This is a genomic window from Cupriavidus oxalaticus, from assembly GCF_004768545.1.
GTDB classification, from domain to species: Bacteria; Pseudomonadota; Gammaproteobacteria; order Burkholderiales; family Burkholderiaceae; genus Cupriavidus; species Cupriavidus oxalaticus_A.
Genome location: NZ_CP038635.1, coordinates 1,968,881 through 1,993,681, shown reverse-complemented (window position 1 = coordinate 1,993,681; position 24,801 = coordinate 1,968,881). Strand labels below are relative to the sequence as shown.

General features: G+C 66.9%; 16 protein-coding genes. 13 read left to right on the top strand and 3 right to left on the bottom strand.

Annotated features, from left to right (window positions below; translation table 11 throughout):
* Window positions 1-813 precede the first annotated feature (813 nt).
* The 4 genes from smc (at window position 814) to def (ending at window position 8,458) form a co-directional block, all read left to right on the top strand.
* On the top strand, window positions 814-4,329 hold the full coding sequence (smc, locus tag E0W60_RS19995; protein ID WP_135705376.1) for a chromosome segregation protein SMC: 3,516 nt from the start codon (window positions 814-816) through the stop codon (window positions 4,327-4,329).
* A 64-nt stretch (window positions 4,330-4,393) separates the two neighbouring features.
* On the top strand, window positions 4,394-5,767 hold the full coding sequence (locus E0W60_RS19990) for a cell division protein ZipA C-terminal FtsZ-binding domain-containing protein (protein ID WP_135705375.1): 1,374 nt from the start codon (window positions 4,394-4,396) through the stop codon (window positions 5,765-5,767).
* Window positions 5,768-5,779: 12 nt separating this feature from the next.
* Window positions 5,780-7,909 carry an NAD-dependent DNA ligase LigA gene (ligA, locus tag E0W60_RS19985; protein ID WP_135705374.1) on the top strand — a complete coding sequence of 710 codons (2,130 nt, stop codon included), beginning with the start codon at window positions 5,780-5,782 and terminating at the stop codon, window positions 7,907-7,909.
* A 15-nt stretch (window positions 7,910-7,924) separates the two neighbouring features.
* Window positions 7,925-8,458 (top strand): peptide deformylase, encoded by a 534-nt coding sequence (gene def, locus E0W60_RS19980; protein ID WP_135705373.1) that lies wholly within the window; start codon window positions 7,925-7,927, stop codon window positions 8,456-8,458.
* 129 nt (window positions 8,459-8,587) lie between these two features.
* Here the strand turns inward: def and E0W60_RS19975 are convergent, their stop codons facing one another.
* The 3 genes from E0W60_RS19975 to map all read right to left on the bottom strand — a co-directional run bounded on the left by E0W60_RS19975 (window position 8,588) and on the right by map (window position 13,998).
* On the bottom strand, window positions 8,588-10,489 hold the full coding sequence (locus tag E0W60_RS19975) for a pseudouridine synthase (RefSeq protein ID WP_135705372.1): 1,902 nt from the start codon (window positions 10,487-10,489) through the stop codon (window positions 8,588-8,590).
* 22 nt (window positions 10,490-10,511) lie between these two features.
* Window positions 10,512-13,103, bottom strand: coding sequence for a [protein-PII] uridylyltransferase (locus E0W60_RS19970; RefSeq protein ID WP_135705371.1), 2,592 nt, complete (start codon window positions 13,101-13,103; stop codon window positions 10,512-10,514).
* A gap of 76 nt (window positions 13,104-13,179) precedes the next feature.
* On the bottom strand, window positions 13,180-13,998 hold the full coding sequence (gene map, locus E0W60_RS19965) for a type I methionyl aminopeptidase (RefSeq protein WP_133096309.1): 819 nt from the start codon (window positions 13,996-13,998) through the stop codon (window positions 13,180-13,182).
* A 360-nt stretch (window positions 13,999-14,358) separates the two neighbouring features.
* Between map and rpsB the strand changes: the two genes are divergently transcribed.
* From rpsB to bamA, 9 genes are all read left to right on the top strand, one after another.
* The gene (gene rpsB / locus E0W60_RS19960) at window positions 14,359-15,102 is read left to right on the top strand and encodes a 30S ribosomal protein S2 (protein WP_029045850.1); all 744 of its coding nucleotides are present in this window, start codon (window positions 14,359-14,361) and stop codon (window positions 15,100-15,102) included.
* 283 nt (window positions 15,103-15,385) lie between these two features.
* On the top strand, window positions 15,386-16,264 hold the full coding sequence (gene tsf / locus E0W60_RS19955) for a translation elongation factor Ts (RefSeq protein WP_133096308.1): 879 nt from the start codon (window positions 15,386-15,388) through the stop codon (window positions 16,262-16,264).
* 302 nt (window positions 16,265-16,566) lie between these two features.
* The gene (gene pyrH / locus E0W60_RS19950) at window positions 16,567-17,277 is read left to right on the top strand and encodes a UMP kinase (RefSeq protein WP_063237869.1); all 711 of its coding nucleotides are present in this window, start codon (window positions 16,567-16,569) and stop codon (window positions 17,275-17,277) included.
* 117 nt (window positions 17,278-17,394) lie between these two features.
* The gene (frr, locus tag E0W60_RS19945; RefSeq protein ID WP_133096307.1) at window positions 17,395-17,955 is read left to right on the top strand and encodes a ribosome recycling factor; all 561 of its coding nucleotides are present in this window, start codon (window positions 17,395-17,397) and stop codon (window positions 17,953-17,955) included.
* Window positions 17,956-17,999: 44 nt separating this feature from the next.
* Window positions 18,000-18,770: an isoprenyl transferase gene (locus tag E0W60_RS19940; protein ID WP_135705370.1), complete on the top strand. Its 771-nt coding sequence runs from the start codon at window positions 18,000-18,002 to the stop codon at window positions 18,768-18,770.
* 50 nt (window positions 18,771-18,820) lie between these two features.
* On the top strand, window positions 18,821-19,642 hold the full coding sequence (locus E0W60_RS19935; RefSeq protein ID WP_133096305.1) for a phosphatidate cytidylyltransferase: 822 nt from the start codon (window positions 18,821-18,823) through the stop codon (window positions 19,640-19,642).
* 23 nt (window positions 19,643-19,665) lie between these two features.
* Window positions 19,666-20,847 carry a 1-deoxy-D-xylulose-5-phosphate reductoisomerase gene (ispC, locus tag E0W60_RS19930; protein WP_133096304.1) on the top strand — a complete coding sequence of 394 codons (1,182 nt, stop codon included), beginning with the start codon at window positions 19,666-19,668 and terminating at the stop codon, window positions 20,845-20,847.
* A 115-nt stretch (window positions 20,848-20,962) separates the two neighbouring features.
* Window positions 20,963-22,366, top strand: a complete 1,404-nt coding sequence (rseP, locus tag E0W60_RS19925) for an RIP metalloprotease RseP (RefSeq protein ID WP_135705369.1) — start codon at window positions 20,963-20,965, stop codon at window positions 22,364-22,366.
* 96 nt (window positions 22,367-22,462) lie between these two features.
* On the top strand, window positions 22,463-24,796 hold the full coding sequence (gene bamA, locus E0W60_RS19920) for an outer membrane protein assembly factor BamA (RefSeq protein ID WP_240745874.1): 2,334 nt from the start codon (window positions 22,463-22,465) through the stop codon (window positions 24,794-24,796).
* Window positions 24,797-24,801: the final 5 nt, after the last annotated feature.

The following is a 24,801-nucleotide window of genomic DNA, read 5'->3' as shown; positions in this document are numbered from 1 at the left end:
ACTCTTGTTGTTCCCCCCGGACATGCAAGGCGCAGCAGGATGCTATGGGTTGTCGCTGAAGCATAGTACGCAGGCTGCCCAATGCAAAGCGCAACGGACATTTGGTGCGGCAGCACGTGATGGGACGGACGCAGCCAGCCAGCGTGCGCTTGACAGTGCGTACTACCGTGGCCCGCTGTAGCTGCTGCAAGTCGCGTACAGCCACCTCAAGGCCTACGAGGCCCATCGGAGCCACTTTCGATAAACGAGGCAGACACCAGCAGGGTAGAACAGGCGGCGGTCACCGCGGACGCGCTCTAGCTCGATTGCCGGTTATTGATGTCGCTGATGGACCACGCCCGGGCGGCCGCCGACAGTTCACGCATGCTTGGTCCTCCTGGAAATTGCCGCAAGGGCAGGGCTTCGGGGGGGGCTTTCATGGTGCGCGGCTCCCGGAGCGAATCCGGGATCACGCCGACAGTGCAGAGACTAGCATTTACCCTAATTAGTTTCCCGGCCACGTCACAGGCGTGCCGGCCGGGCACGCCGCCGATGAATGCCAAAGTGCTTGCGGAATCCCCTGTAAGGGACGGAAAAGCAAGGGAAATCGGGGTAGGAATATGGCGCCGGGGCAACCGCCAAACGGGCCGGCGAAGGCATCTGCGATGGTATGATTAGCCCCAATTCTCGGGCCCGGGGGGTATTTTGAGGCGCAGGCGGCACGCCGCGCCGGCTCCCGCGCAGCCCGGCTTCTGAACATTGCTATAGCCCCGATACCAGGCTGCGCGCGGTACCCAAGACGGACCGCTGGCGGCCGATACCACACGAGAAACCGTGCGACTATCCTCGATCAAGCTGGCGGGCTTCAAGTCATTCGTCGATCCCACCAATTTCCAGGTGCCGGGCCAACTGGTCGGCATCGTCGGTCCCAACGGCTGCGGCAAATCCAACATCATCGACGCGGTGCGCTGGGTGCTGGGCGAGTCACGCGCTTCGGAGCTGCGCGGCGAGTCCATGCAGGACGTGATCTTCAACGGTTCCACCGCGCGCAAGCAGGCCGGCCGGGCCAGCGTCGAACTGGTGTTCGACAACGCCGAAGGCCGCGCCGCCGGCCAGTGGAGCCAGTACGCCGAAGTGGCGGTCAAGCGCGTGCTGACCCGCGACGGCACCTCGTCCTACTACATCAACAACCAGCCGGTGCGCCGGCGCGACATCCAGGACATTTTCCTGGGCACGGGCCTGGGCCCGCGCGCCTACGCCATCATCGGGCAGGGCATGATCTCGCGCATCATCGAGGCCAAGCCCGATGACATGCGCATCTTCCTGGAAGAAGCCGCGGGGGTGTCCAAGTACAAGGAGCGCCGGCGCGAGACCGAGAACCGCCTGTCCGACACGCGCGAAAACCTGACCCGCGTCGAGGACATCCTGCGCGAACTCGGCACCAACCTGGAAAAGCTGGAAGGCCAGGCCGAAGTCGCCCAGCGCTTCAAGACGCTGCAGTCCGATGGCGAAGAAAAGCAGCACCTGCTGTGGCTGCTGCGCAAGCGCGAGGCGCAGGTCGAGCAGGAACGCCACCAGCGCGCCATCGAGCAGGCCCAGATCGACCTGGAAGCGCAGACCGCGCAGCTGCGCCATGTCGAGGCCGAGCTGGAAACCATGCGCGCCGCGCACTATGCCGCATCCGACGGCATGCATGCGGCGCAGGGCGCGCTGTACGAAGCCAATGCCGAGGTCAGCAAGCTCGAGGCCGAGATCCGCTACGTGGTGGAGTCGCGCAACCGCGTGCAGGCCCAGATTGCCGCGCTGACGGCGCAACGCGAGCAGTGGCAGGGCAAGGCCGAGCAGGCCACCGACGAACTGGCGCAGGCCGAAGAGAACCTGGCCGTGGCCGAGGGCCGCACGGTCGAGGCGCAGGAGGCGGTGGCGCACAAAAACGACGAGCTGCCGACGCTGGAAGGCCTGTGGCGCGATGCCCAGCAGCTGCTCAACGAGCAGCGCGCCGGCATCATGCAGGCCGAGCAGGCGCTCAAGCTCGAAGCCGCGCAGCAGCGCAGCGCCGACCAGATGCTGCAGCAGCTGGAGCAGCGCCGCGAGCGCCTGTCGGCCGAGGAAAAGGGCCTGGACCGTCCGGATGAAACCCGGCTGGAACAGGGCCGCGCCGAGCTGGCCGAGCAGGAGGCGCTGGTCGAGGAAGCCCAGGCCGTGCTGGCCGATGCCGAAGAAAGCGTGCCGCGCCTCGATGAAGAGCGCCGCGCCGCGCAGGCGCGCGTGCATAGTGAAGCCGCCGCGATCGCGTCGCTGGAAGCGCGCCTGCATGCGCTGCGCCAGCTGCAGGAGAACGTGCAGACCGACGGCAAGGTGCAGCCCTGGCTGGCGAAGCACGAGCTGGCCGAGCTGCCGCGCCTGTGGAAGAAGGTCCATATCGAGGCGGGCTGGGAAAACGCGCTGGAATCCGTGCTGCGCGAGAAGCTGAACGCGCTGGAAATTTCCAACCTGGACTGGGTCAAGGCCTTCCTGACCGACGCGCCGCCGGCCAAGCTCGCGTTCTACTCGCCCCCGGCCGCGGCCCGTCCGCTCGAAACGCCGGCGGGGCTGCGTCCGCTGATGTCGCTGGTGCAGATCACCGAGCCGGGCATCCGCGCAGTGATGCAGGACTGGCTGGCCGATATCTTCGTCGCCACCGACATGGCGCAGGCGCTGGCCACGCGCGGCACGCTGCCCGAAGGCGCGTCGTTCGTGGTGGCCCAAGGCCACCTGGTGGGCCGCAACGCGATCCAGATCTACGCCGCCGATTCCGAACAGGCCGGCATGCTGGCGCGCGAGCAGGAAATCGAAAACCTGCAGAAGCAGGCGCGTGCGCAGGCGCTGCTGTCTGACGAAGCCAAGACCCAGGCAGTACGTGCCGAGGCTGCGTACACGCAGGCCAGCCAGGCGCTGGGCGAGGCCCGCACGCGCGCCGAGCAGGCCACGCGCCGCGTGCATGCGCTGCAGATGGACGTGCTCAAGCTGTCGCAGGCGATGGAGCGCTATTCCGCGCGCAGCGGCCAGATCCGCGAGGAGCTGGAAGAAATCCACGCGCAGATCGAAGAGCAGCGCGCGATCCGTGCAGAATCCGAAGCCAGCTTCGAGCAGCACGACGCCGCGCTGGCCGAGATGCAGGCCTCGCACGAAGACCAGCAGATGGCCTTCGAGGCGCTGGACAGCAAGCTGTCGGCCGCGCGCCACCAGCTGCGTGACTTCGAGCGCGCGGCGCAGGAAGCGCTCTTTGCCGAGCGCAACCTGTCCAGCCGCATCGACGAACTGCGCCGCAATATCCAGGTCGCGGCGGACCAGGCCGAGCGCATCGCCGAATCGCTGGAGAACGCCCGCGCCGAGCTTGAAACCATCAACGAGCAGACCGCGCATACCGGCCTGCAGGATGCGCTGGAACTGCGCGCCGAGAAGGAAGCCAGGCTCACCGTCGCGCGCACCGAACTCGATGCGCTGTCGGCGCAGCTGCGCCAGTTCGACGAGCAGCGCCTGGCCGCCGAGCGCAGCCTGCAGCCGCTGCGCGACCGCATCACCGAGCTGCAGCTCAAGGAGCAGGCCGCGCGCCTGAACCAGGAGCAGTTCAGCGAGCAGCTGACCACGGCGCAGGTCGACGAAGCCGGGCTGGCGCACAAGCTCACCGGCGACCTGAAGCCGTCGTACCTGCAGGGCGAAGTCACGCGCATCAACAACGCCATCAACGCGCTGGGCCCGGTCAACATGGCCGCGCTCGAGGAACTGGCGGCGGCGCGCGAGCGCAAGACCTTCCTCGATGCGCAGTCGGCCGACCTGAACGACGCCATCAACACGCTGGAAGACGCGATCGCCAAGATCGACCAGGAAACCCGTGCGTTGCTGCAGGGCACCTTCGACCAGGTCAACCACCATTTCGGCGAGCTGTTCCCGTCGCTGTTCGGTGGCGGCCAGGCGCGCCTGATCATGACCGGCGAGGAAATCCTCGACGCCGGCGTGCAGGTGATGGCGCAGCCCCCGGGCAAGAAGAACTCGACCATCCACCTGCTGTCGGGCGGCGAGAAGGCGCTGACCGCGATTGCGCTGGTGTTTGCGATGTTCCAGCTCAACCCGGCGCCGTTCTGCCTGCTGGACGAGGTGGACGCGCCGCTGGACGATGCCAACACCGAGCGCTACGCCAACATGGTGGCGCGCATGTCGGACAAGACTCAATTCGTTTTCATCTCACATAACAAGATCGCCATGGAAATGGCTCATCAACTCATTGGCGTGACCATGCAGGAGCAAGGCGTTTCGCGGATCGTGGCCGTGGATATGGACGCGGCGGTTTCGATGGCGGAGGCAGCATGAGCCGTAAGCAGGAGCCCCGAGACCACAATGCTGTGACCAACATGGGCGCTTTGGAGATTGCAGCATGAAGCTGAACATGGACCTGCAGACCGCGCTGATCGTCGCGGGTTTGGTATTCCTGGTGCTGCTGTTTGGCTACAACCAGTGGCAGATCCGCAAGGCGCGCCGTCCGCGCGAGCTGAGCCCCGAGGACGACCTGCCGCCGATGCGCGAGCCGGTGGTCGGCCAGGCCACTGCCCCGGAGACCGCGGCGCGGCTGCACGAGGCCAACGCCGAGTCGGTGCAGCGGCGCGAGCCGACGCTGGCGCCGGGCACGCCGGCAGCATCGTCGCAGCCCAACCACGTGGCCGCCGCGGCCGCGGCCGCGGCCAGCACCGCCGATGCTGACGAGGCCGTGGCCGAGGAAGTCGCGGTGGCTGCCGGCGTGGTGCAGGCCGAGCCCGGCGCCGCGGCCGGCGACGCCGAGGCCGAATCCGCCCCGGCGACGGGCCCCGCGGTGGCCGATGCGCCGGCACCCGCTGCGGCGCCCGTACCCGCCCCAGCGCCGGCACCGATCCCGGCCCCGGTTCCGGCCCCGCTCGCCGCCGTTCCCGACGGCCAGCCCGCGCCGGCCGTGGTCGATCCGCTGATCGACTGCATCGTGCCGCTGCACCTGGAGCGCAAGGCCTCCGGCGACCGCATCCTGCCGCTGACCGGGCGGCTGCGCCGTGCCGGCACCAAGCAGGTCCATATCGAGGGTCTGCGCGCCGAAGCCAATGCCTGGGAACCGGTCACCGCCGGCCACCAGTACGAAGACCTGCAGGTCGGCGTGCAGCTGGCCAACCGCAGCGGCCCGCTCAATGCGCTGGAGTTCTCCGAGTTCATCACCGCGGTGGAATCGCTGGCCGAGGCGCTCGACGCCTCCGCCGACCTGCCCGACATGAGCGAGACCGTGGCCAACGCGCGCGAACTGGATGGCTTTGCCGCCGGCAGCGACGTGCAGCTGGGCGTCAATGTGATTTCCGACGGCGCGCCGTGGTCGGCCGCCTACGTGCAGAACGTGGCCACGCAGGACGGGCTGGTGCTGTCGCGCGACGGCACGCGCTTTATCCGCTATCAGGCCAATGCCGAAGGCGTGCAGCGCCCGCTGTTCACGCTGCAGTTCGGCGATACCAACTTCCTGCGCGACGACCTGACCGTCAAGTCCGGGCGCCAGATCACGCTGCTGCTCGACGTGCCGCTGGCGGACCAGGGCGCCAGGCCGTTCAAGACGGTTTGCGAATACGGCAACACGCTGGCCCAGCGCATGGGCGCGCAACTGGTCGACGACAATATGCGCCCGCTGACCGAAGCCTCGTTCATCGCCATCTTCAGCCAGCTGGAAACGCTGTACCAGAAGCTGGAAGCGCGCGGCATGCCGGCCGGCTCGCCGGTGGCGCTGCGCTTGTTCAGCGTCTAGCCGGAGCCTGCCATGACCGCAAAACCACGCGGCGCGCAGGCTGAAGCCTCCGCGCCCGCCGGCGGCTTGCCGCCCGAAGCCGCGGCCAGGCGCGTCGCCTGGCTGCACGACGAGCTCAACCGCCACAGCTACCAGTACTACGTGCTGGACGCGCCCACCATCCCGGATGCCGAGTACGACGCGCTGTTCGCCGAACTGATGGCGCTCGAGCTGGAGCATCCCGAGCTGCAGTCGCCGGATTCGCCCACGCAGCGCGTCGGCGGCGAGGCGCTGGCCGCCTTCGACACGGTGCGCCACCGCGTGCCGATGCTGTCGCTGAACAACGGGTTCGCCGACGACGACGTGCTCAACTTCGACCGCCGCTGCGCGCAGGGCCTGGGCCGCACCGCACCCGCGGCGGGCGAGGCCGACCTGTTCAGCGCGGCTGACGCGGTGGAGTACTCCTGCGAGCTGAAGTTCGACGGGCTGGCCATGTCGCTGCGCTATGAAGACGGCCGGCTGGTGCAGGCCGCCACCCGCGGCGACGGCGAGACCGGCGAGGACGTGACCGTCAACGTGCGCACCATCAAGGCGATCCCGCTGAAGCTGCGCGGCCAGGCGCCGGCGGTACTGGAAGTGCGCGGCGAGGTCTTCATGTATCGCCGCGATTTCGCCAAGCTCAACGCGCGCCAGGCGGAAGCCGGCGAAAAGACCTTCGTCAATCCGCGCAACGCCGCTGCCGGCAGCCTGCGCCAGCTCGATCCGCGCATCACCGCGAAGCGGCCGCTGTCGTTCTTCGCCTATGGCCTGGGCGAGCTGCAGGGCGTGGACCGCCCGCCCACGCACAGCGCCATGCTCGACGGCTTCGATGCGCTGGGCCTGCCGGTGTGCAAGGAACGCGCCGTGGTCAAGGGGGCGCAGGGATTGCTCGGTTTCTACCGCGATATCGGCGAGCGCCGTGATGACCTGCCATACGATATCGACGGCGTGGTCTACAAGGTCAACGCGCTGGCCGAGCAGGACCGGCTGGGCTTTGTCTCGCGCGCGCCGCGCTTTGCGCTGGCGCACAAGTTCCCGGCGCAGGAAATGACCACCATCGTCGAGGACATCGAGGTGCAGGTCGGCCGTACCGGCGCGATCACGCCGGTGGCGCGGCTGCAGCCGGTGTTCGTCGGCGGCGTGACCGTGACCAATGCCACGCTGCATAACGAGGACGAGATCCGCCGCAAGGATGTCCATATCGGCGATACCGTGATCGTGCGCCGCGCCGGTGACGTGATCCCGGAGGTGGTGGCGGTGGTTGTTGAGCGCCGTCCGGCGGATGCGCGCGCCTTCGTGATGCCGACGGCCTGCCCGGTGTGCGGTTCGCATATCGAGCGGCTGGAAGACGAGGCGATCGCGCGCTGCACCGGCGGCCTGATCTGCGCGGCACAGCGCAAACAGGCGCTGCTGCATTTTGCGCAGCGCCGTGCCATGGATATCGAAGGGCTGGGCGACAAGGTGGTCGAGCAGCTGGTGGACCAGGGCATCGTGCGCACGCCGGCCGACCTGTACAAGCTTGGCGTGGCCAAGCTGGCGGCGCTGGAGCGCATGGCCGACAAGTCGGCGACCAACCTCGTCGCGGCGATCGAGGCGTCGCGCGAGACGACGCTGAACCGCTTTATCTTCGCGCTCGGCATCCGCCACGTGGGCGAGGCCACCGCCAAGGATCTCGCCAGGCATTTCGGCAAGCTCGACGGGCTGATGGCCGCCGACGAAGCCGCGCTGCTCGAGGTCAACGACGTCGGCCCGGTGGTGGCGCAGTCGATCGCGCACTTCTTTGGCGAGCCGCATAACGTCGAGGTCATCGAACAACTGCGCGCCGCAGGCGTACACTGGCCGGAGAGCGAGCCGGCCGCCAGGACGCCGGCGCCGCTGTCGGGCAAGACCTTCGTGCTGACCGGCACGCTGCCGACGATGTCGCGCGAGGACGCCAAGGAATTGCTAGAGGCCGCGGGCGCCAAGGTGGCGGGCTCGGTGTCGAAGAAGACCGACTATGTGGTCGCTGGCGCCGAAGCCGGCAGCAAGCTGGACAAGGCCGAGGCGCTGGGCGTGCCGGTGCTGGACGAGGCCGGCATGCTCGCGTTGCTGGCAGAAGCGGGCGCCGCGCCCGCGCAGGATTAGACCGGGGAAACAGCCATGATCCGCGAGATTCTCAAGATGGGCGATCCGCGCCTGCTGCAGGTGGCGCGGAAGGTCGAGCGTTTCAATACGCCCGAACTGCGCACGCTGATCGAAGACATGTTCGACACCATGGACCACGCCAACGGCGCGGGGCTGGCCGCGCCGCAGATCGGCGTGGACCTGCAGGTGGTGATCTTCGGCTTCGACCGCAACCCGCGCTATCCGGATGCGCCGATGGTGCCCAAGACGGTGCTGATGAACCCTGTGCTGGAGATGCTGTCGGACGAGCTGGAAGACGGCTGGGAAGGGTGCCTGTCGGTGCCCGGCCTGCGCGGGGTGGTGCCGCGGCATGTGCGGCTGAAATACAGCGGGTACGACCTCATGGGCAACCGGATCGAGCGGGTTGCCGAGGGCTTCCATGCGCGCGTGGTGCAGCATGAGTGCGACCACCTGCAGGGCATTCTTTACCCGATGCGGATCCGGGATTTTTCGCGGTTTGGGTTTACCGAGACCCTGTTTCCGGATTTGCCGGCCAATAGCGACGAGTGATCGCCTGCTGCCGGTTTGCTCCCTCTCCCGCAAGCGGGAGAGGGAGCACGCAATCGGTACAGACATGAGGCTGTGGCAATTTGCCAAAGTCTGTCAAAAAAAGCGGCCATCGCGGCCGCTTTTTTCACATCAGAACTTCTCGAACTGCCCCAGGAACCGCCACTTCCCCGGCGGCAGGTCGCCCAGCACCACGCGGCCCATGCGCACGCGCTTCAGGCCAACCACTTCCAGCCCGACCTGCTCGCACATCCGGCGGATCTGGCGCTTGCGGCCCTCGCGCAGCACGAAGCGCAGCTGTTCTTCGTTCTGCCAGCTGACCTTGGCCGGCTTGAGCAGCACGCCGTCCAGCGACAGGCCGTGGCGCAGCAGCTCGAGCTGGTCGGCGGGGAATGCCTCGCTGACATTGCGCTCGACCGCACCTTGCGGGCCGTGCCAGACCACGCGCACCAGGTACTCCTTCTCGACGTTCGAATCCTCGCCGATCAGCGCGCGCGCGACGCGGCCATCCTGCGTCAGCACCAGCAGGCCGGTTGAGTCGATATCGAGGCGGCCGGCGGGCGCCAGGCTCTTGCGTTGCCACGGCGCGAAACGCTTGCGCGACGGGTCGCCTTCCCACTGGTTCTCGGCGGTGAACAGCACCGCGGCGGGCTCGTAGCCGTCCTCGGCCTGGCCGGAGACGTATCCCACCGGCTTGTGCAGCAGCACGGTGACGCGCTCGCCCTGTTCGGAGCGCGCTTCCTGCAGGATCTCGATTTCGGCATCCGGGCGGATGCGGCTGCCCAGCTCGGTCACCGGCTTGCCGTCGACCAGCACCCAGCCGCGCGGAATCCATTCATCGGCTTCGCGGCGCGAGCACAAGCCGAGTTCGGACATGCGCTTGGACAGGCGCACCAGGCCGTCGTCATGGGTAGCCTCGGGCGCGGCATCGGCGCGGGCGGGCTGCTGCGGGCGCGGGGCCGGTGCCTGCGGCCGGGAGGTGCCGGCGGTGCGGATGCGGTCCGCGGCATCGCTGAAGCGGCGCGCCGGCGCCGAGCCTTCGTGGCGGCGTTCGCCGGTGGGGGCAGGGCGACGGGGACGGTTTTCGTCGTCGCCGTAGCGCCGCGGACGGTTGTCGTCATCGCCAAAGCGCCGCGGCGGACGCGACTCATTGCCTTCGAAGCGACGCGGGCGGGCTTCGCCGCGGTCGTCGCCATAGCGGCGCGGACGGTTGTCGTCGTCGCCGAAGCGCCGCGGCGGACGCGATTCATTGCCTTCGAAGCGGCGCGGGCGGGCTTCGCCGCGATCGTCGCCATAGCGGCGCGGACGGTTGTCGTCGTCGCCGAAGCGCCGCGGCGGACGCGATTCATTGCCTTCGAAGCGGCGCGGGCGGGCTTCGCCGCGATCGTCGCCATAGCGGCGCGGACGGTTGTCGTCGTCGCCGAAGCGCCGCGGCGGACGCGATTCATTGCCTTCGAAGCGGCGCGGGCGGGCTTCGCCGCGATCGTCGCCATAGCGGCGCGGACGGTTGTCGTCGTCGCCGAAGCGCCGCGGCGGACGCGATTCATTGCCTTCGAAGCGGCGCGGGCGCGCCTCGCCACGATCGTCGCCATAGCGGCGTGGACGTTTGTCGTCGTCGCCAAATCGCCGCGGCGGACGCGACTCATTGCCTTCGAAGCGGCGCGGACGAGCCTCACCACGATCGTCGCCGTAGCGGCGCGGACGATTGTCGTCGTCGCCAAAACGTCGAGGCGGGCGCGCTTCGCCTTCGGCACGGCGCGGCCGTGCCTGGCGCTCGCCGTCAGCGGGCCGCGGCGGACGCGGCTTGCGCACGTCGCCGCCCGATTGCGCTTCGCCTGGCGCGCGGCGGCCGGCACTCTTGCCGCCGTCATTCTGCTGCGCACGCTTGATGCCTTCGGTCACGGCCCGCACGCGGTTGCGGTTCAGGTCCGAAACCCGCACCGGGCGGTTGCCGGTCTTGCGCGCGGCCGTGCCGGTATCGCTTGCGGCCTTGATGCCTAGCGTCTTGCGCTTCGGCGAATTGCTGTCGGTCATATCGTTGATGCTGTCCGCCGCCTCAGATTGCGAGGGCGGCGAGCAAGTCCTGTTCAAGCTGAATCTGCAATCGGTTGTCGGCGGCCAGGCGGCTGCCGTCTACCAGGAACACGTCTTCGACGCGTTCGCCCAGGGTGTTGATGCGTGCCGAATGCACGGACACGCGATGCCGTGCCAGTACGCGGGCGATGGCGTACAGCAGGCCGGTGCGGTCGTTGGCGGAAAGCGACAGCAGGTAATACTGGCCGCGCTCGTCCGCGCGCAGGTCCACGCGCGGCTTGATCGGGAAGCTGCGCGACTGGCGCGACAGGCGTCCCTGCGTGGGCTCGGGCAGGGCGTCCTGCTGGCGCAGCTTTTCGCAAAGCTCGTGCTCCACCAGCGCGATGATGTCGCGGTAGTTGCCACGGTAGTTGTCATTTCCTGCCATGCCGGGGTCCGTGACCTGGAACGTGTCCAGCGCGTAGCCGTGCCGGGTGGTGTGGATCTTGGCGTCCTGGATCGAAAACGCCTTGCGCTCGAAATAGCCGCAGATGCGCGCGAACAGGTCGGGCTGGTCCTGCACGTAGACAGCCACCTGCAGGCCTTCGCCCGCAGGCGAGATGCGTGCCTTCACTACGGGTGCGGGGCTGTCGACCTTGTCGTACAGGTGCCGCGTGAGCCAGGCGATATCGCGCGCATCGTGGCGCAGGAAGAAGGCCACGTCGAGCTGCGCCCACAGCCGCTTGCCGAGCTCGGGATCGAACGCCTTGAGCCGCAGCGTCGAGATGGTTTCTTCCTTGCGCTGCGCCCACAGCGAGTGCGAATCGACCCTGGCGCCGCCGAGCACGCGCAGCGTGATCCGGTACAGGTCTTCCAGCAGCTTGCCCTTCCACGCGTTCCAGACCTTGGGGCTGGTGCCGCGGATATCGGCCACCGTCAGCAGGAACAGCGCGGTCAGGTAGCGTTCGCTGCCGACCACGCGCGCGAAGGCATGAACCACTTCCGGATCGGTCAGGTCCTGCTTCTGCGCCACGTGGCTCATGGTCAGGTGGTGCTCGACCAGCCAGCTGATCAGGTCGGCATCTTCGCGCGCGATGCCATGCTGCTTGCAGAAGCGGCGCGCGTCCTGCGTGCCGAGCTTGGAATGGTCGCCGCCGCGGCCCTTGGCGATGTCATGGAACAGCGCCGCCACCCACAGCACCCACGGCTTGTCGAAGCTCGCCATCAGCTGGCTGCAGAACGGGAACTCGTGCGTGTGCTCGACGATGGCGAAGCGGCGCATGTTGCGCACTACCATCAGGATGTGCTGGTCCACGGTGTAGACGTGGAACAGGTCGTGCTGCATCTGCCCGACGATGCGGCGGAAGTTGATCAGGTAGCGCCCCAGCACGCTGGTCTGGTTCATCAGCCGCAGCGCGTGAGTGATGCCTTGCGGCTCCTGCATGATGGCCAGGAACAGGCGGCGGTTTTCCGGGTCGTTGCGCCAGCTTGCGGTCATCACGGTGCGGGCGTTGTACAGCCCGCGCAGCGTGCGCGGCGACAGGCCCTTCACGCCGGGCGTGCGCTGGTACAGCAGGAAGGTTTCCAGGATCGCGTGCGGATCGCGCTCATACACGTCGTCGCTGGTGATCTCCAGCATGCCCTGGCGCTCGACAAAGCGTTCGTTGAGCACGCGCGTGACCTGCGACTCGCTCGGGAACAGCATCGCCTCGATGTTCAGCAGCAGCACGCTGTTGAGCTGCGTGACTGCCTTCGCCGCCCAGTAGTAGCGCCGCATCAGCTGCTCGCTGGCGCGCTTGTTGGTGGTCTGGCGGTAGCCGAAGGATTCCGCCAGCGCGGTCTGCAGGTCGAACACCAGCACGTCCTGGCGCCGGCCCGCCACCAGGTGCAGGCGCGCGCGGATGGTCTTGAGCAGGCGCTCGTTGCGCGCCAGTTCCTGCGCTTCGCGCTGCGTCAGCAGGCCGCGCTCGAACAGTTCTTTCCAGCTGTCGCCCAGGCCCGCGGCCTTGGTCATCCACAGGATCACCTGCAGGTCGCGCAGGCCGCCCGGGCTTTCCTTGCAGTTGGGCTCGAGCGCGTAGGGCGTGTCCTGGTACTTGGCGTGGCGCTGGCGCATTTCCAGCAGTTTGGCCTGGAAGAACGCGGCCGGGTCCAGGTCGGCGAGGTAGCGCGTGCGCATCGACTCGAACAGCTTGCGGCTCCCGGTCACCAGCCGCGCCTCCAGCAGCGAGGTCCGGATGGTGATGTCCTGGCGCGACTCGCCGATGCAATCGTCCACGGTGCGTACCGACGAGCCGATCTCCAGCCCCAGGTCCCAGCACAGGCCGATAAAGCGCTCCAGCCGCCCGGTGGTGTCCTGGTCGGGATCGGCGGGCAGCAGCAGCAGCACGTCGACGTCCGAATAGGGCAGCAGCTCGCCGCGGCCGTAGCCGCCCACCGCCACCAGCGCCGCACCCGCGGGCATCTGCAGCCCGCGCCACGCCTCTACCAGCGCGGCGTCGACGGCGCGGCGCAGCCGCGTGATCAGCGTGCCGACGTTGGCACTGGTATTGAAGTCGGCAAACAGGACCTGCTTGTCGGCTTTGAGCTGTTCGCGCACGCGCGTGGCCAGCAGAAGTTCCGGCGTGGTGTCCATGGAGAGGGCGGGGTGGTTCGTGGGCACGGCTGGAAAAATAAGGGCGCCGCTCAGGCGCCCTGGCTGGTGTGCGACCTCAGGCCGCGACGGATTCCGTAATGAAGGCCGGCGGCGCCGGTGTGCCGGCGGAGACCGTCAGCACTTCATACCCGGTCTCGGTGACCAGCACGGTGTGCTCCCACTGCGCCGACAGGCTGCGGTCGCGGGTCTTGACCGTCCACTGGTCGGGCATGGTGCGGATATCGCGCTTGCCGGCGTTGATCATCGGCTCCACGGTGAAGATCATGCCGGCCTTGATCTCGGCGCCGGTGCCGGCTCGGCCGTAGTGCAGGATCTGCGGGTCTTCGTGGAAGTTCTTGCCGATGCCGTGGCCGCAGTATTCGCGCACCACGCTGTAGCCGGCGGCTTCGGCGTGCACCTGGATGGCATGGCCGATGTCGCCGAGGCGCGCGCCATGGCGTACCTGGGCGATGCCCTTCCACATGCATTCGTATGTCACCTGCGCCAGGCGCTTGGCCAGGATCGAGCCCTCGCCGGCGATGAACATGCGGCTGGTGTCGCCGTAGTAGCCTTCCTTGGTGATGACGGTGATGTCCAGGTTGACCGCGTCGCCGCTCTTGAGCACGCGCTCGCCGGGAATGCCATGGCAGATCACGTCGTTGACCGAGGTGCAGATCGCGCCGGGGAAGGGCGGGTAGCCGGGGGGCGCATAGTTCAGTGGCGCCGGCACGGTGCCTTGCACGTCACGCATGTAGGCGTGGCACAGGCGGTCCAGCTCGCCCGTGGTGACGCCCGGCTGGACGAAGGGCGTGATGTAGTCGAGGACTTCGGAGGCAAGGCGGCAAGCCACGCGCATCTGGGCGATGTCTTCGGCGGTGTTCAGGTAAATGCTCATGCTGCGTCGCCAAAAGTGATGGCGGGGCCACTGGCCGCGCCGAATTCGAAAGGTCAATGTCGGATTATCGCACCATCGGAGCCTGATAGCAGCCTGTGCCGAGGCGCTTTTGGACGGCGCCTCTCCAACGCGGGTGCTGCGGTTGCGATCCGGGCGGCTTGAGCGCCCGATGCTTTTCTTGCTAGAATAGCGGGCTGACTTGATTGCGGCGCAGCATTGCATCCGCCAGGCCGGTATTTTGCAGCATCTGCTGCACGGTTTCTTGGAAATCGTTTTTGGAAATCGCTGGCCCGCCTATCCGGGGTGTTCCTTTTCAGGAATGTCGGGGCGGGCTTCAGACCTAACCCTTTGGAGAATCACATGTCCGTTACCATGCGCGAAATGCTGGAAGCCGGTTGCCACTTCGGCCACCAGACCCGCTTCTGGAACCCGAAGATGGCCCCCTTCATCTTCGGCCATCGCAACAAGATCCACATCATCAACCTCGAAAAGACGTTGCCGATGTTCCAGGACGCCATGAAGTACGTGCGTCAGCTGGCAGCCAATCGCGGCACCATCCTTTTCGTGGGCACCAAGCGCCAGTCGCGCGAAATCCTGGCTGAAGAAGCAGGCCGCGCCGGCATGCCCTACGTCGACGCCCGCTGGCTCGGCGGCATGCTGACCAACTTCAAGACGGTCAAGACCTCGATCAAGCGCCTGAAGGACATGGAAGCCGCCAAGGAAGCCGGCGCGCTGGAAACCATGAGCAAGAAGGAAGCGCTGATGTTCGAGCGCGAGATGATCAAGCTGGAAAAGTCGATCGGCGGCATCAAGGACATGGGCGGCGTGCCTGACGCCATCTTCGTGGTCGACGTCGGCTACCACAAGATTGCCGTGACCGAAGCCAACAAGCTGGGCATCCCCGTGATCGGCGTGGTCGATACCAACCACTCGCCGGACGGCATCGACTACGTGATCCCGGGCAACGACGACTCGAGCAAGGCTGTGGCCCTGTACGTGCGCGGCGTGGCTGACGCGATCCTGGAAGGCCGTGCCAACGCGGTGCAGGAAGTCGTTGAAGCCGCCCGCGGCGACGACGAATTCGTCGAAGTGCAGGAAGGCTGATAGCCTCCGGCCCGCTGTTTGAAAGGAACCCGATAGCGCGCACGTCAACATAAGACAGCAAGCATCGCTTGCCGCCCGGCATGCCGGGCAGCGCGCAGGGCGCAAGCCGGGGTACTTCGGCAGCAGGGCAAAAAAAGGGGGCACATCTGGCGCCCCCTTTTTTCGAATTTGAATTGTTGTCATCCGCCGCAGGCAATATCTGCCGCGGGTGCGCTGTAGACCCACCGACCGGGTGCCGCGGGCGACTGCCGGGGCCCGGCGCGAACCATTCAAGGAGTGACAAATGGCGGCAATTACCGCAAGCATGGTTGCAGAACTGCGCGCGAAGACCGACGCGCCGATGATGGAATGCAAGAAGGCCCTGACCGAGGCCGACGGCGACCTGAACAAGGCCGAAGAGCTGCTGCGCGTCAAGCTGGGCAACAAGGCCAGCAAGGCCGCATCGCGCGTGACCGCTGAAGGCGTGGTCGGTTCGTTCATCGACGGCACCACCGGCGCCCTGGTCGAACTGAACTGCGAGACCGATTTTGTCTCCAAGAACGACGACTTCCTGGCGTTCACGGCCAAGGTTGCCGAGCTGATCGCCAAGCAGAACCCGGCCGACGTGGCTGCGCTGTCGGCGCTGGAAATCGACGGCGTGAGCGTGGAAGCCACCCGTGCCGCCCTGATCGGCAAGATCGGCGAGAACATGACGATCCGCCGCTTTGTCCGTTACGCCAACGGCGGCAAGCTGGTTTCGTACCTGCACGGCACCCGTATCGGCGTGATGGTCGAGTTCGACGGCGACGAAGCCGCCGCCAAGGACGTGGCCATGCACGTGGCCGCCATGAAGCCGGTGTCGCTGTCGGCCGAGCAGGTCCCCGCCGACCTGATCGCCAAGGAGCGCAGCATCGCCGAGCAGAAGGCTGCCGAGTCGGGCAAGCCGGCCGAGATCGCCGCCAAGATGGTCGAGGGCTCGGTGCAGAAGTACCTGAAGGAGGTGTCGCTGTTCAACCAGCCGTTCGTGAAGAACGACAAGCAGACCGTCGAGCAGATGCTCAAGGCTGCCAACACGACCGTGAAGGGCTTCACCCTGTACGTCGTGGGCGAAGGCATCGAGAAGAAGCAGGACGACTTCGCCGCTGAAGTGGCCGCCCAGGTGGCCGCTGCCCAGAAGGGCTGATGTCAGGGGCGCGCCGGCCGGCCCTTATGGGACGGTCCGGGCGCCTATAATGCCGCAGGGGCGCCGCAAGGTGCCCCTCTGCATAAGTAGCGCAGTGATGCGTATTGCACTTTGCAGCACGTTGACTGCAGCAGTCAGTTTTCGCGGTCGTCTTCCTGTCGCCTGCCGCCAGGGCGGGGCGACCCCGAAAACCGGCTTTCTCCCGCCGGTGGCGCGCGATCCGCGCCGCCGGTGTCAAAAAATCAATCGTCTCATTTGTGTTCAGTCCCAAACGAGCGACTTGCTCCTGCCCGAGGGTAAACATGCCAGCCTACAAGCGCGTCCTTCTGAAACTGTCCGGTGAAGCCCTGATGGGCGACGATGCCTTTGGCATCAACCGCTCCACCATCGAGGCGATGGTGAACGACATTGCCGAGATCGTGAAGCTCGGCGTCCAGGTCGCGGTGGTCATCGGCGGCGGCAATATCTTCCGCGGTGTCGCGGGCGGCGCGGCCGGCATGGATCGCGCCACGGCCGACTACATGGGCATGCTGGCCACCATGATGAACGCGCTGGCCCTGCAGGACGCGATGCGCCACGCCAATATCGAAGGCCGCGTACAGTCCGCGCTGCGCATGGACCAGGTGGTCGAGCCGTACATCCGCCCGCGCGCGATTCGCCAGCTGGAAGAGGGCAAGGTGGTGATCTTCGCCGCCGGCACCGGCAACCCGTTCTTCACCACTGATACCGCCGCCGCGCTGCGCGGCTCGGAAATCGGTGCCGAGGTTGTGCTCAAGGCGACCAAGGTGGACGGCGTCTACACCGCCGACCCCAAGAAGGACCCGAGCGCCACGCGCTACACCACCATCAGCTTCGACGAGGCGATCTCGAAGAACCTGCAGGTGATGGACGCTACCGCCTTCGCCCTGTGCCGCGACCAGAAGCTGCCGATCCGCGTGTTCTCGATCGTCAAGCCGGGCGCGCTCAAGCGCGTGATCCTGGGCGAAGACGAGGGTACCCTGGTCCACGTCTGAGTCCGGCGCCCCCCGATGCCGCGCCACGGCGCTGGTGTCTGGCCGGGCAAAGAGTAGAATGATTCATTTTCGATCCCGCCCGGCGGGATCATGGTTGGCTGATTTCCGGAGGTTAACATGAGCGTCGCCGACACAAAGAAGAGCGTCGAGCAGAAAATGCAGAAGTCGATCGAAGCCTTCAAGGCCGATCTGGCGAAGATCCGCACTGGCCGTGCCCACACCGGCCTGCTCGACCACGTTCAGGTGGATTACTACGGTTCGATGGTGCCGATCAGCCAGGTCGCCAGCGTCGGCCTGGCCGATGCGCGTACGATCACGGTGCAGCCGTGGGAAAAGAAGATGGTGGGGGCGGTCGAGAAGGCCATCCGCGATTGCGACCTGGGCCTGAACCCGGCCACCATGGGCGACGTGATCCGCGTGCCGATGCCCGCGCTGACCGAAGAGCGCCGCAAGGAGCTGACCAAGGTCGTCAAGGGCGAGGCCGAGGGCGCCAAGGTTGCGGTGCGCAACCTGCGCCGCGATGCCAATGAGCAGTTCAAGAAGCTGGTCAAGGACAAGGCCATCTCGGAGGACGACGAGCGCCGCGGCCAGGACGAGGTGCAGAAGCTGACCGACAAGTACGTGGCCGAGATCGACAAGATGGTCGCCGAAAAAGAGAAGGAGATCATGACGGTCTGACGCCGTCCCGGCATTTGCCGGGGCTGCCGCGACCGTCTGCCATCATGCAGCACATCAGTTCAACACTCGCCGTACCCGATACCTCCTACGTGCCCGGTCACGTTGCCATCATCATGGACGGCAACGGCCGCTGGGCGACCCAGCGGCACCTGCCGCGCGTTGCCGGGCACTCCCGGGGGCTGGATGCTGTGCGCGCGGTGGTGGAAGCCTGCGCCGCGCGCGGCGTGCAGTACCTGACGCTGTTCGCGTTCAGTTCCGAGAACTGGCGCCGGCCGGCGGACGAGGTGTCGTTCCTGATGCGGCTGTTCATGATGTCGCTGCGGCGCGAAGTGGTGAAGATGCACGCCAACAACATCCGCCTGCGGGTGGTTGGCGATCTGGCCCGCTTCAGCCCGCGCATCCAGAAACTGATCAAGGACGCCGAGGCCCGCACCGCAGGCAACACCGGCCTGACCGTGACCATCGCCGCCAACTACGGTGGCCGCTGGGACCTGCTGCAGGCCATGCGCAAGATGCTGGCGCGCTCGCCGATGCTCGATCCGGAGTCGATCGACGAATCGATGCTCGCCCCGCACCTGGCCATGGCCTATGCGCCGGAGCCCGACCTGTTCATCCGCACCGGCGGCGAACAGCGCATCAGCAATTTCCTGTTGTGGCAGCTCGCGTATTCCGAGCTGTATTTCACCGACGTGTACTGGCCGGATTTCGACGCCGCCGAGCTGGACAAGGCCTTTGCCTCGTACCGCCAGCGCGAACGCCGTTTCGGCCGCACCAGCGCGCAACTGGTTGCGCCGGGACTATCGGGCACCGCCTGACACCCTGGCCGATCCGGGCTACTCCAATAACTACCACGGGACCGCAGCGCATGCTCCTCACCCGCGTCATCACCGCCCTGTGCCTGTTGCTGCTGATTCTTCCGATCCTGTTCCTGGCGCCGCCGGCCGGCCTGGCGGGCCTGCTCGGGGTGATCGTGCTGCTGGCGGGCTGGGAATTCGGACGCCTGATCGGACTGCGCGGGCCCTGGCCCTATGTCTATGCGCTGGCCTGCCTGATCGCCACCATCACCTGGCATGACATGCCGCTGCGCCACGCCACCACCTGGCTGCTGGAAGCGGCGGTGGTGTGCTGGGGCGTGGCGCTGGTCTTGCTGGCGCGCGGCGTGCGCACCGCCACGCCGGGCTTTGCCGTGCTGGGGGCCATACTGGGCCTGGTCATGCTGCCCGCGTTTGCCCATGCCACGATGATCCTGCGCGGCGCCGGCATCGGCGTGCTGCTGACGGCGGCCGTGCTGGTGTGGGCGGCCGACATCGGCGCCTATTTCACCGGCAAGGCCATCGGCCGGCGCAAGCTGGCACCGTCCATCAGCCCGGGCAAGTCCTGGGAGGGCGCCATCGGCGGCTGGCTGCTGGCGCTCGTCATCGGCCTGGCGCTGGCCGCCACCCATGCCTTCGCGCCGACGTGGTTCTCGGTGCTGGGCGACCGCGGCGGCCTGGGCTACGTGGCCGCGCTGACCACGCTGCTGGTCGCGGCGAGCGTGATCGGCGATCTGTTCGAGTCGCTGCTCAAGCGGCAGGTCGGCATGAAGGACAGCAGCCGGCTGCTGCCGGGCCATGGCGGCGTGCTGGACCGGATCGATGCCTTGCTGCCGGTGTTCCCGCTGGCGGCACTGATGCTGATTTTTCTCTGAAGCCTTCTCTGAAGCGGTCTGATATGCAGCGCATTACCATCCTTGGCGCCACCGGCTCGATCGGCGAAAGCACGCTCGATGTCGTCCGCCGCCATCCCGACCGCTACACCGTGCACGCGCTGACGGCGCATCGGCAAGTGCGCAAGCTGGCCGAGCAATGCATTGCGTTCCGCCCGGCCCGCGCCGTGGTAGGCAGTGCCGAGGCGGCCGGCGAGCTGCAGGCGCTGCTGCGCGATGCCGGTGTCGATACCGAAGTCAGCCACGGCGAGGCCGAGCTGGAATCGGTCGCCGCCGACGCGCAGACGGACGCCGTGATGGCCGCGATCGTCGGCGCCGCCGGCCTGCGCCCGACGCTGGCCGCTGCGCGTGCCGGCAAGCGCGTGCTGCTGGCCAACAAGGAAGCGCTGGTGATGTCCGGCCGCATCTTCATGGACGCGGTGCGCGAGCATGGCGCCACGCTGCTGCCGATCGACAGCGAGCACAACGCCATCTTCCAGTGCCTGCCTGCCGACGACCCGCGCTATGGCCGTGGCGTGGCCAAGGTGCTGCTGACCGCGTCGGGCGGGCCGTTCCGCACCCGCGATCCCGACACGCTGCATGACATTTCGCCGGACGAGGCCTGCGCCCACCCGAACTGGGTCATGGGCCGCAAGATCTCGGTCGACTCGGCCACCATGATGAACAAGGGCCTCGAGGTCATCGAGGCGCACTGGCTGTTCGGCGCGCCGGCCGAGCGCATCGAGGTGCTGATCCACCCGCAGAGCATCGTGCATTCGATGGTGGCCTACCACGACGGCTCGGTGCTGGCGCAGCTGGGCAACCCGGACATGCGCACGCCGATCGCCTACGGCCTCGCCTATCCCGAGCGCATCGATGCCGGCGTGACGCCGCTCGACCTGACGCTGGCCGGCGGGCTGCATTTCGAGAAGCCGGACCTGCAGCGCTTCCCGTGCCTGGGGCTGGCCTTCGACGCGCTGCGCGCCGGTGGCGTGGCGCCGACCGTGCTCAATGCCGCCAACGAGGTGGCGGTCGAAGCATTCCTGGGCGGAAAAGTGCGCTTCACGGACATTTCGCGTTTGGTGGCTCAGGTGCTCCAGGCGGCACCGGCCGGCGCGGCGGACACGCTAGACGCCATCCTCGATGCCGACCGCATGGCGCGCGCGGCTGCGCGCGCGGCCGTTGCCGGGCTGGCGCTGCGCCACTGATCCGACGGACCGGCCCGCCGCATCTGCGACAATAGCGGTTGCGGCGGCCCCGGACATGCCGGTACCCCCGGATCCGGCGCGCCAGTCCAGCCACTGTTACTGACGTCCCGACGCCATGCAAACCGTACTCGCTTTCATTGTTGCCTTGTGCGTACTCATCTACGTGCACGAGATGGGGCATTACCTCGCCGCGCGCGCCTGCGGCGTGAAGGTGTTGCGCTTTTCGATCGGCTTCGGGCGGCCGCTGCTACGCTGGATCTCGAAGAGCCGCGACCGCACCGAATGGACGGTGGCGGCCATCCCGCTGGGCGGCTACGTGAAGATGCTGGACGAGCGCGAGTTCGACCCCGAGCGCGACGCCCGGATCGATCCGGCCGACCTGCCGCGCGCGTTCAACCGCCAGCCGGTCGGCAAGCGCTTCATCATTGTCGCGGCCGGGCCGCTGGCCAATTTCCTGCTGGCGATCGTGCTGTACTTCGCGCTGTTCGCCGGCGGCATGCGCGAACCCGCGCCGATCGTCGCCGCGCCGGCGGCCGGCACCATGGCGCAGCAGGCCGGCGTGCGCGAAGGCGACCGGGTGCTGTCGCTGACCGCCAACGGCCATACCGAAGCGGTGCGTTCCTGGAACGACCTGCGCATGGCGGTCTTCGCCGGGGGCTTCGGCGATGCGCGCGCCGTGCTGCGCGTGCGCGCCGCCGATGGCACCGAGCGCGACGTCACGCTGGCGCGCCTGCCCAATACCGGCGGCAACCCGGAGCAGGATCCGCTCAGCACGCTGGGCCTGAATCTGAAAGGCGGGCCGGTCACGATCACCGAGGTATTGCCGGACTCGGCCGCCGAGCGCGCCGGGCTGAAGAAGGGCGACCGCATCGTCGCCTGGCAGGGCACCCCGATGACCCAGGCCAGCGCGCTGATCAAGGCGGTGCGCAGCCAGCCGGGCCAGACCGTGACGCTCGGCATCGAGCGCGACGGCAAGCGGCTGGACGTGCCGGTGACGCTGGACGCTGCCGCCCCGCGCGACGGCGAGAAGGATGCCAGCGGCGCGCCGGCGCCGCCCGCAGGCAAGCTGGGCGCGGCGCTCAGCCAGGCGGTGGAGATGGAGACGGTGCGCTACCGTCCGGACGAGGCGCTGGCGCGCGCGTTCGGCCAGGTGTGGGACACCAGCGCGCTGTCGCTGAAGCTGCTGGGCAAGATGCTGGTGGGGCAGGCGTCGCTGCAGAACCTGAGCGGACCGCTGACAGTGGCGGACTACGCCGGGCGTGCCGCAAACCTCGGCCTGCAGGCTTTTGTCAGCTTCCTGGCGCTGGTCAGCGTCAGCCTCGGTGTACTGAATTTGTTACCTATTCCGGTTCTGGATGGGGGGCATTTGCTGTATTATTGCGTGGAATTTTTGACTGGCCGGCCCGTACCAGACCACTGGCAGGCAATGCTGCAGAAGGTTGGCATTGCCTGCATCCTGCTCCTGACCTCGCTCGCTTTGTTCAATGACGTCAGCCGAATGTTTCTGGCGAACGGCTAGAAACGCTTGTCGGCAAGGGGGCGGTCGTGTCGTCGGACACCGTCGCCAGGGGGCGCCATTGCCATGCGCAGTCCCACGAGGCATGGAAAATCCTGGATGGAATCAAAGAGGGGATCAACATTGATCAGACATAAGCGCATTTCGCTGGGCTTGCTGGCGAGTGCCGTTATTGCAGCCTGGAGCCCGGCGGGCTGGGCTGCCGATCCGTTCGTCGTCAGGGACATCCGCGTTGAGGGCCTGCAGCGCGTCGAGCCGGGTACGGTGTTTGGCTACCTCCCCGTGCGCGTCGGTGAAACGTTCACCGACGACAAGGGCGCCGATGCGATCCGTGCCCTCTACAATACCGGCTTCTTCAAGGACGTGCAGATCCGCGCCGAAGACGGCGTGCTGGTCGTGCAGGTGGAAGAACGCCCGGCGATCTCGCAACTGGAATTCGTCGGCATCAAGGAATTCGACAAGGACACGCTGCGCCGCTCGCTGCGCGCGGTCGGCGTCGCCGAAGCGCGCTACTATGACAAGGCGCTGATCGACAAGGCGGAGCAGGAGCTCAAGCGCCAGTATGTCGCGCGCGGCTACTATGCCGCCGACGTGCAGACCACGGTTACGCCGGTGGACCGCAACCGCGTCTCGGTCGTGTTCAACGTCGAGGAAGGCCCGGTCGCCAAGATCCGCCAGATCAATATCGTCGGCAACAAGGCGTTCAAGGAAAGCACGCTGCGCGACGAGATGCAGCTGTCCACGCCGAACTGGCTGTCGTGGTACACCAAGAATGACCTGTACTCGAAGCAGAAGCTGACCGCCGACCTGGAGGCGCTGCGTTCCTACTACCTGAACCGCGGCTACCTCGAGTTCGCGATCGAATCGACCCAGGTCTCGATCACGCCGGACAAAAAGGACATCTACCTGACGCTGAACATCAAGGAAGGCGAGCAGTACAAGGTGTCCGACATCCGCCTGGCCGGCGAACTGCTGGGCAAGCAGGAGGAAATGGAAAAACTGCTGCAGCTGAAGAAGGGCGACATCTTCTCGTCCGAAAAGCTGACCGCCAGCACCAAGGCCATTACCGACCTGCTCGGCACCTATGGCTACGCCTTCACCACGATCAACCCGCAGCCGAACATCGACCAGGAAAAGCGCGAGGTCGCGCTGACGCTGATGGTCGACCCGGGACGGCGCGTCTATGTGCGCCGCGTCAACGTGGTGGGCAACAGCAAGACCCGCGACGAAGTGGTGCGCCGCGAGATGCGCCAAATGGAAAGCTCGTGGTTCGACAGCGAGAAGCTGCAGCAGTCGCAGGCGCGTATCAACCGGACCGGCTACTTCACCGACACCAACATCACCACCGAGGACGTGGCCGGCGCGCCCGACCAGGTCGATGTGAACGTCAACGTGACCGAAAAACCGACCGGGCAGATCAGCCTGGGCGTGGGCTTCTCGTCCACCGACAAGCTGGTGCTGCAGGCCGGCCTGCGCCAGGACAACGTGTTCGGCTCCGGTACCAGCCTGGGCCTGGACGTGAACACCGCCAAGTCGTTCCGTACCATCGCGCTGACGCAGTACGACCCGTATTTCACGGTGGACGGTATCAGCCGCTCGACCGATATCTACTACCGCACTTCGCGTCCGCTGTACTACACCGGCGACCAGGACTACAAGATCGTCTCCGCCGGCGGCGGCTTCAAGTTCGGCGTGCCGTTCTCGGAAGTCGACACCGTGTTCTTCGGTATCGGCTACGAGCGCACCCAGGTCTATACCTCGGTCAACACGCCGAGCCAGTACACGGCGTGGCTGAACGCGATCGGCAAGAACAGCGGCGACGGCATCAACAACTTCCCGTTTACGATCGGCTGGGCACGTGACCGCCGCGACAGCGCGCTGGTCCCGACCAAGGGCCCGTACACCCAGGCCAACCTGGAAGTGGGCCTGCCGGGCGGCGATACGCAGTACTACCGCGCCAGCGTGCAGCAGCAGTACTTCTATCCGATCTCGAAGTCGTTCACGCTGGCGCTGAACGGTGAAGTCGCTTACGGCCACGGCTACGGCAACACGCCGTTCCCGGTGTTCAAGTACTTCTACGCCGGCGGTATCGGCTCGGTGCGCGGCTACCAGACCAGCACGCTGGGTCCTAAGGACCAGAACGGCAACCCGGTGGGCGGTGCATCCAAGATGATCGGTAACGTGGAATTCATCTTCCCGCTGCCGGGCTCGGGTGTCGACCGCACGCTGCGCCTGTTCACGTTCTTCGACTTCGGTAACGTCTACCAGGAAGGCGCGCCGATTTCGTTCAGCGACCTCAAGTACTCGACCGGCTTCGGCATGTCGTGGCTGTCGCCGATCGGCCCGCTGAAGATCAGCATGGGCTTCCCGCTCAACCGGGAAGAAACTGACAAGGTCCAGCGCTTCCAGTTCCAGATCGGGACGGCATTCTGATTCTG

Excerpts from the sequence above, each read along its gene's own strand:
- def (WP_135705373.1), top strand. The coding sequence starts at position 7,925 with ATGATCCGCGAGATTCTCAAGATGGGCGATCCGCGCCTGCTGCAGGTG.
- bamA (WP_240745874.1), top strand. The coding sequence starts at position 22,463 with ATGGAATCAAAGAGGGGATCAACATTGATCAGACATAAGCGCATTTCG.
- frr (WP_133096307.1), top strand. The coding sequence starts at position 17,395 with ATGAGCGTCGCCGACACAAAGAAGAGCGTCGAGCAGAAAATGCAGAAG.
- pyrH (WP_063237869.1), top strand. The coding sequence starts at position 16,567 with ATGCCAGCCTACAAGCGCGTCCTTCTGAAACTGTCCGGTGAAGCCCTG.
- ligA (WP_135705374.1), top strand. The coding sequence starts at position 5,780 with ATGACCGCAAAACCACGCGGCGCGCAGGCTGAAGCCTCCGCGCCCGCC.
- ispC (WP_133096304.1), top strand. The coding sequence starts at position 19,666 with ATGCAGCGCATTACCATCCTTGGCGCCACCGGCTCGATCGGCGAAAGC.
- E0W60_RS19975 (WP_135705372.1), bottom strand. The coding sequence starts at position 10,489 with ATGACCGACAGCAATTCGCCGAAGCGCAAGACGCTAGGCATCAAGGCC.
- E0W60_RS19935 (WP_133096305.1), top strand. The coding sequence starts at position 18,821 with ATGCTCCTCACCCGCGTCATCACCGCCCTGTGCCTGTTGCTGCTGATT.
- E0W60_RS19990 (WP_135705375.1), top strand. The coding sequence starts at position 4,394 with ATGAAGCTGAACATGGACCTGCAGACCGCGCTGATCGTCGCGGGTTTG.
- E0W60_RS19970 (WP_135705371.1), bottom strand. The coding sequence starts at position 13,103 with ATGGACACCACGCCGGAACTTCTGCTGGCCACGCGCGTGCGCGAACAG.
- E0W60_RS19940 (WP_135705370.1), top strand. The coding sequence starts at position 18,000 with ATGCAGCACATCAGTTCAACACTCGCCGTACCCGATACCTCCTACGTG.
- rseP (WP_135705369.1), top strand. The coding sequence starts at position 20,963 with ATGCAAACCGTACTCGCTTTCATTGTTGCCTTGTGCGTACTCATCTAC.
- tsf (WP_133096308.1), top strand. The coding sequence starts at position 15,386 with ATGGCGGCAATTACCGCAAGCATGGTTGCAGAACTGCGCGCGAAGACC.
- map (WP_133096309.1), bottom strand. The coding sequence starts at position 13,998 with ATGAGCATTTACCTGAACACCGCCGAAGACATCGCCCAGATGCGCGTG.
- rpsB (WP_029045850.1), top strand. The coding sequence starts at position 14,359 with ATGTCCGTTACCATGCGCGAAATGCTGGAAGCCGGTTGCCACTTCGGC.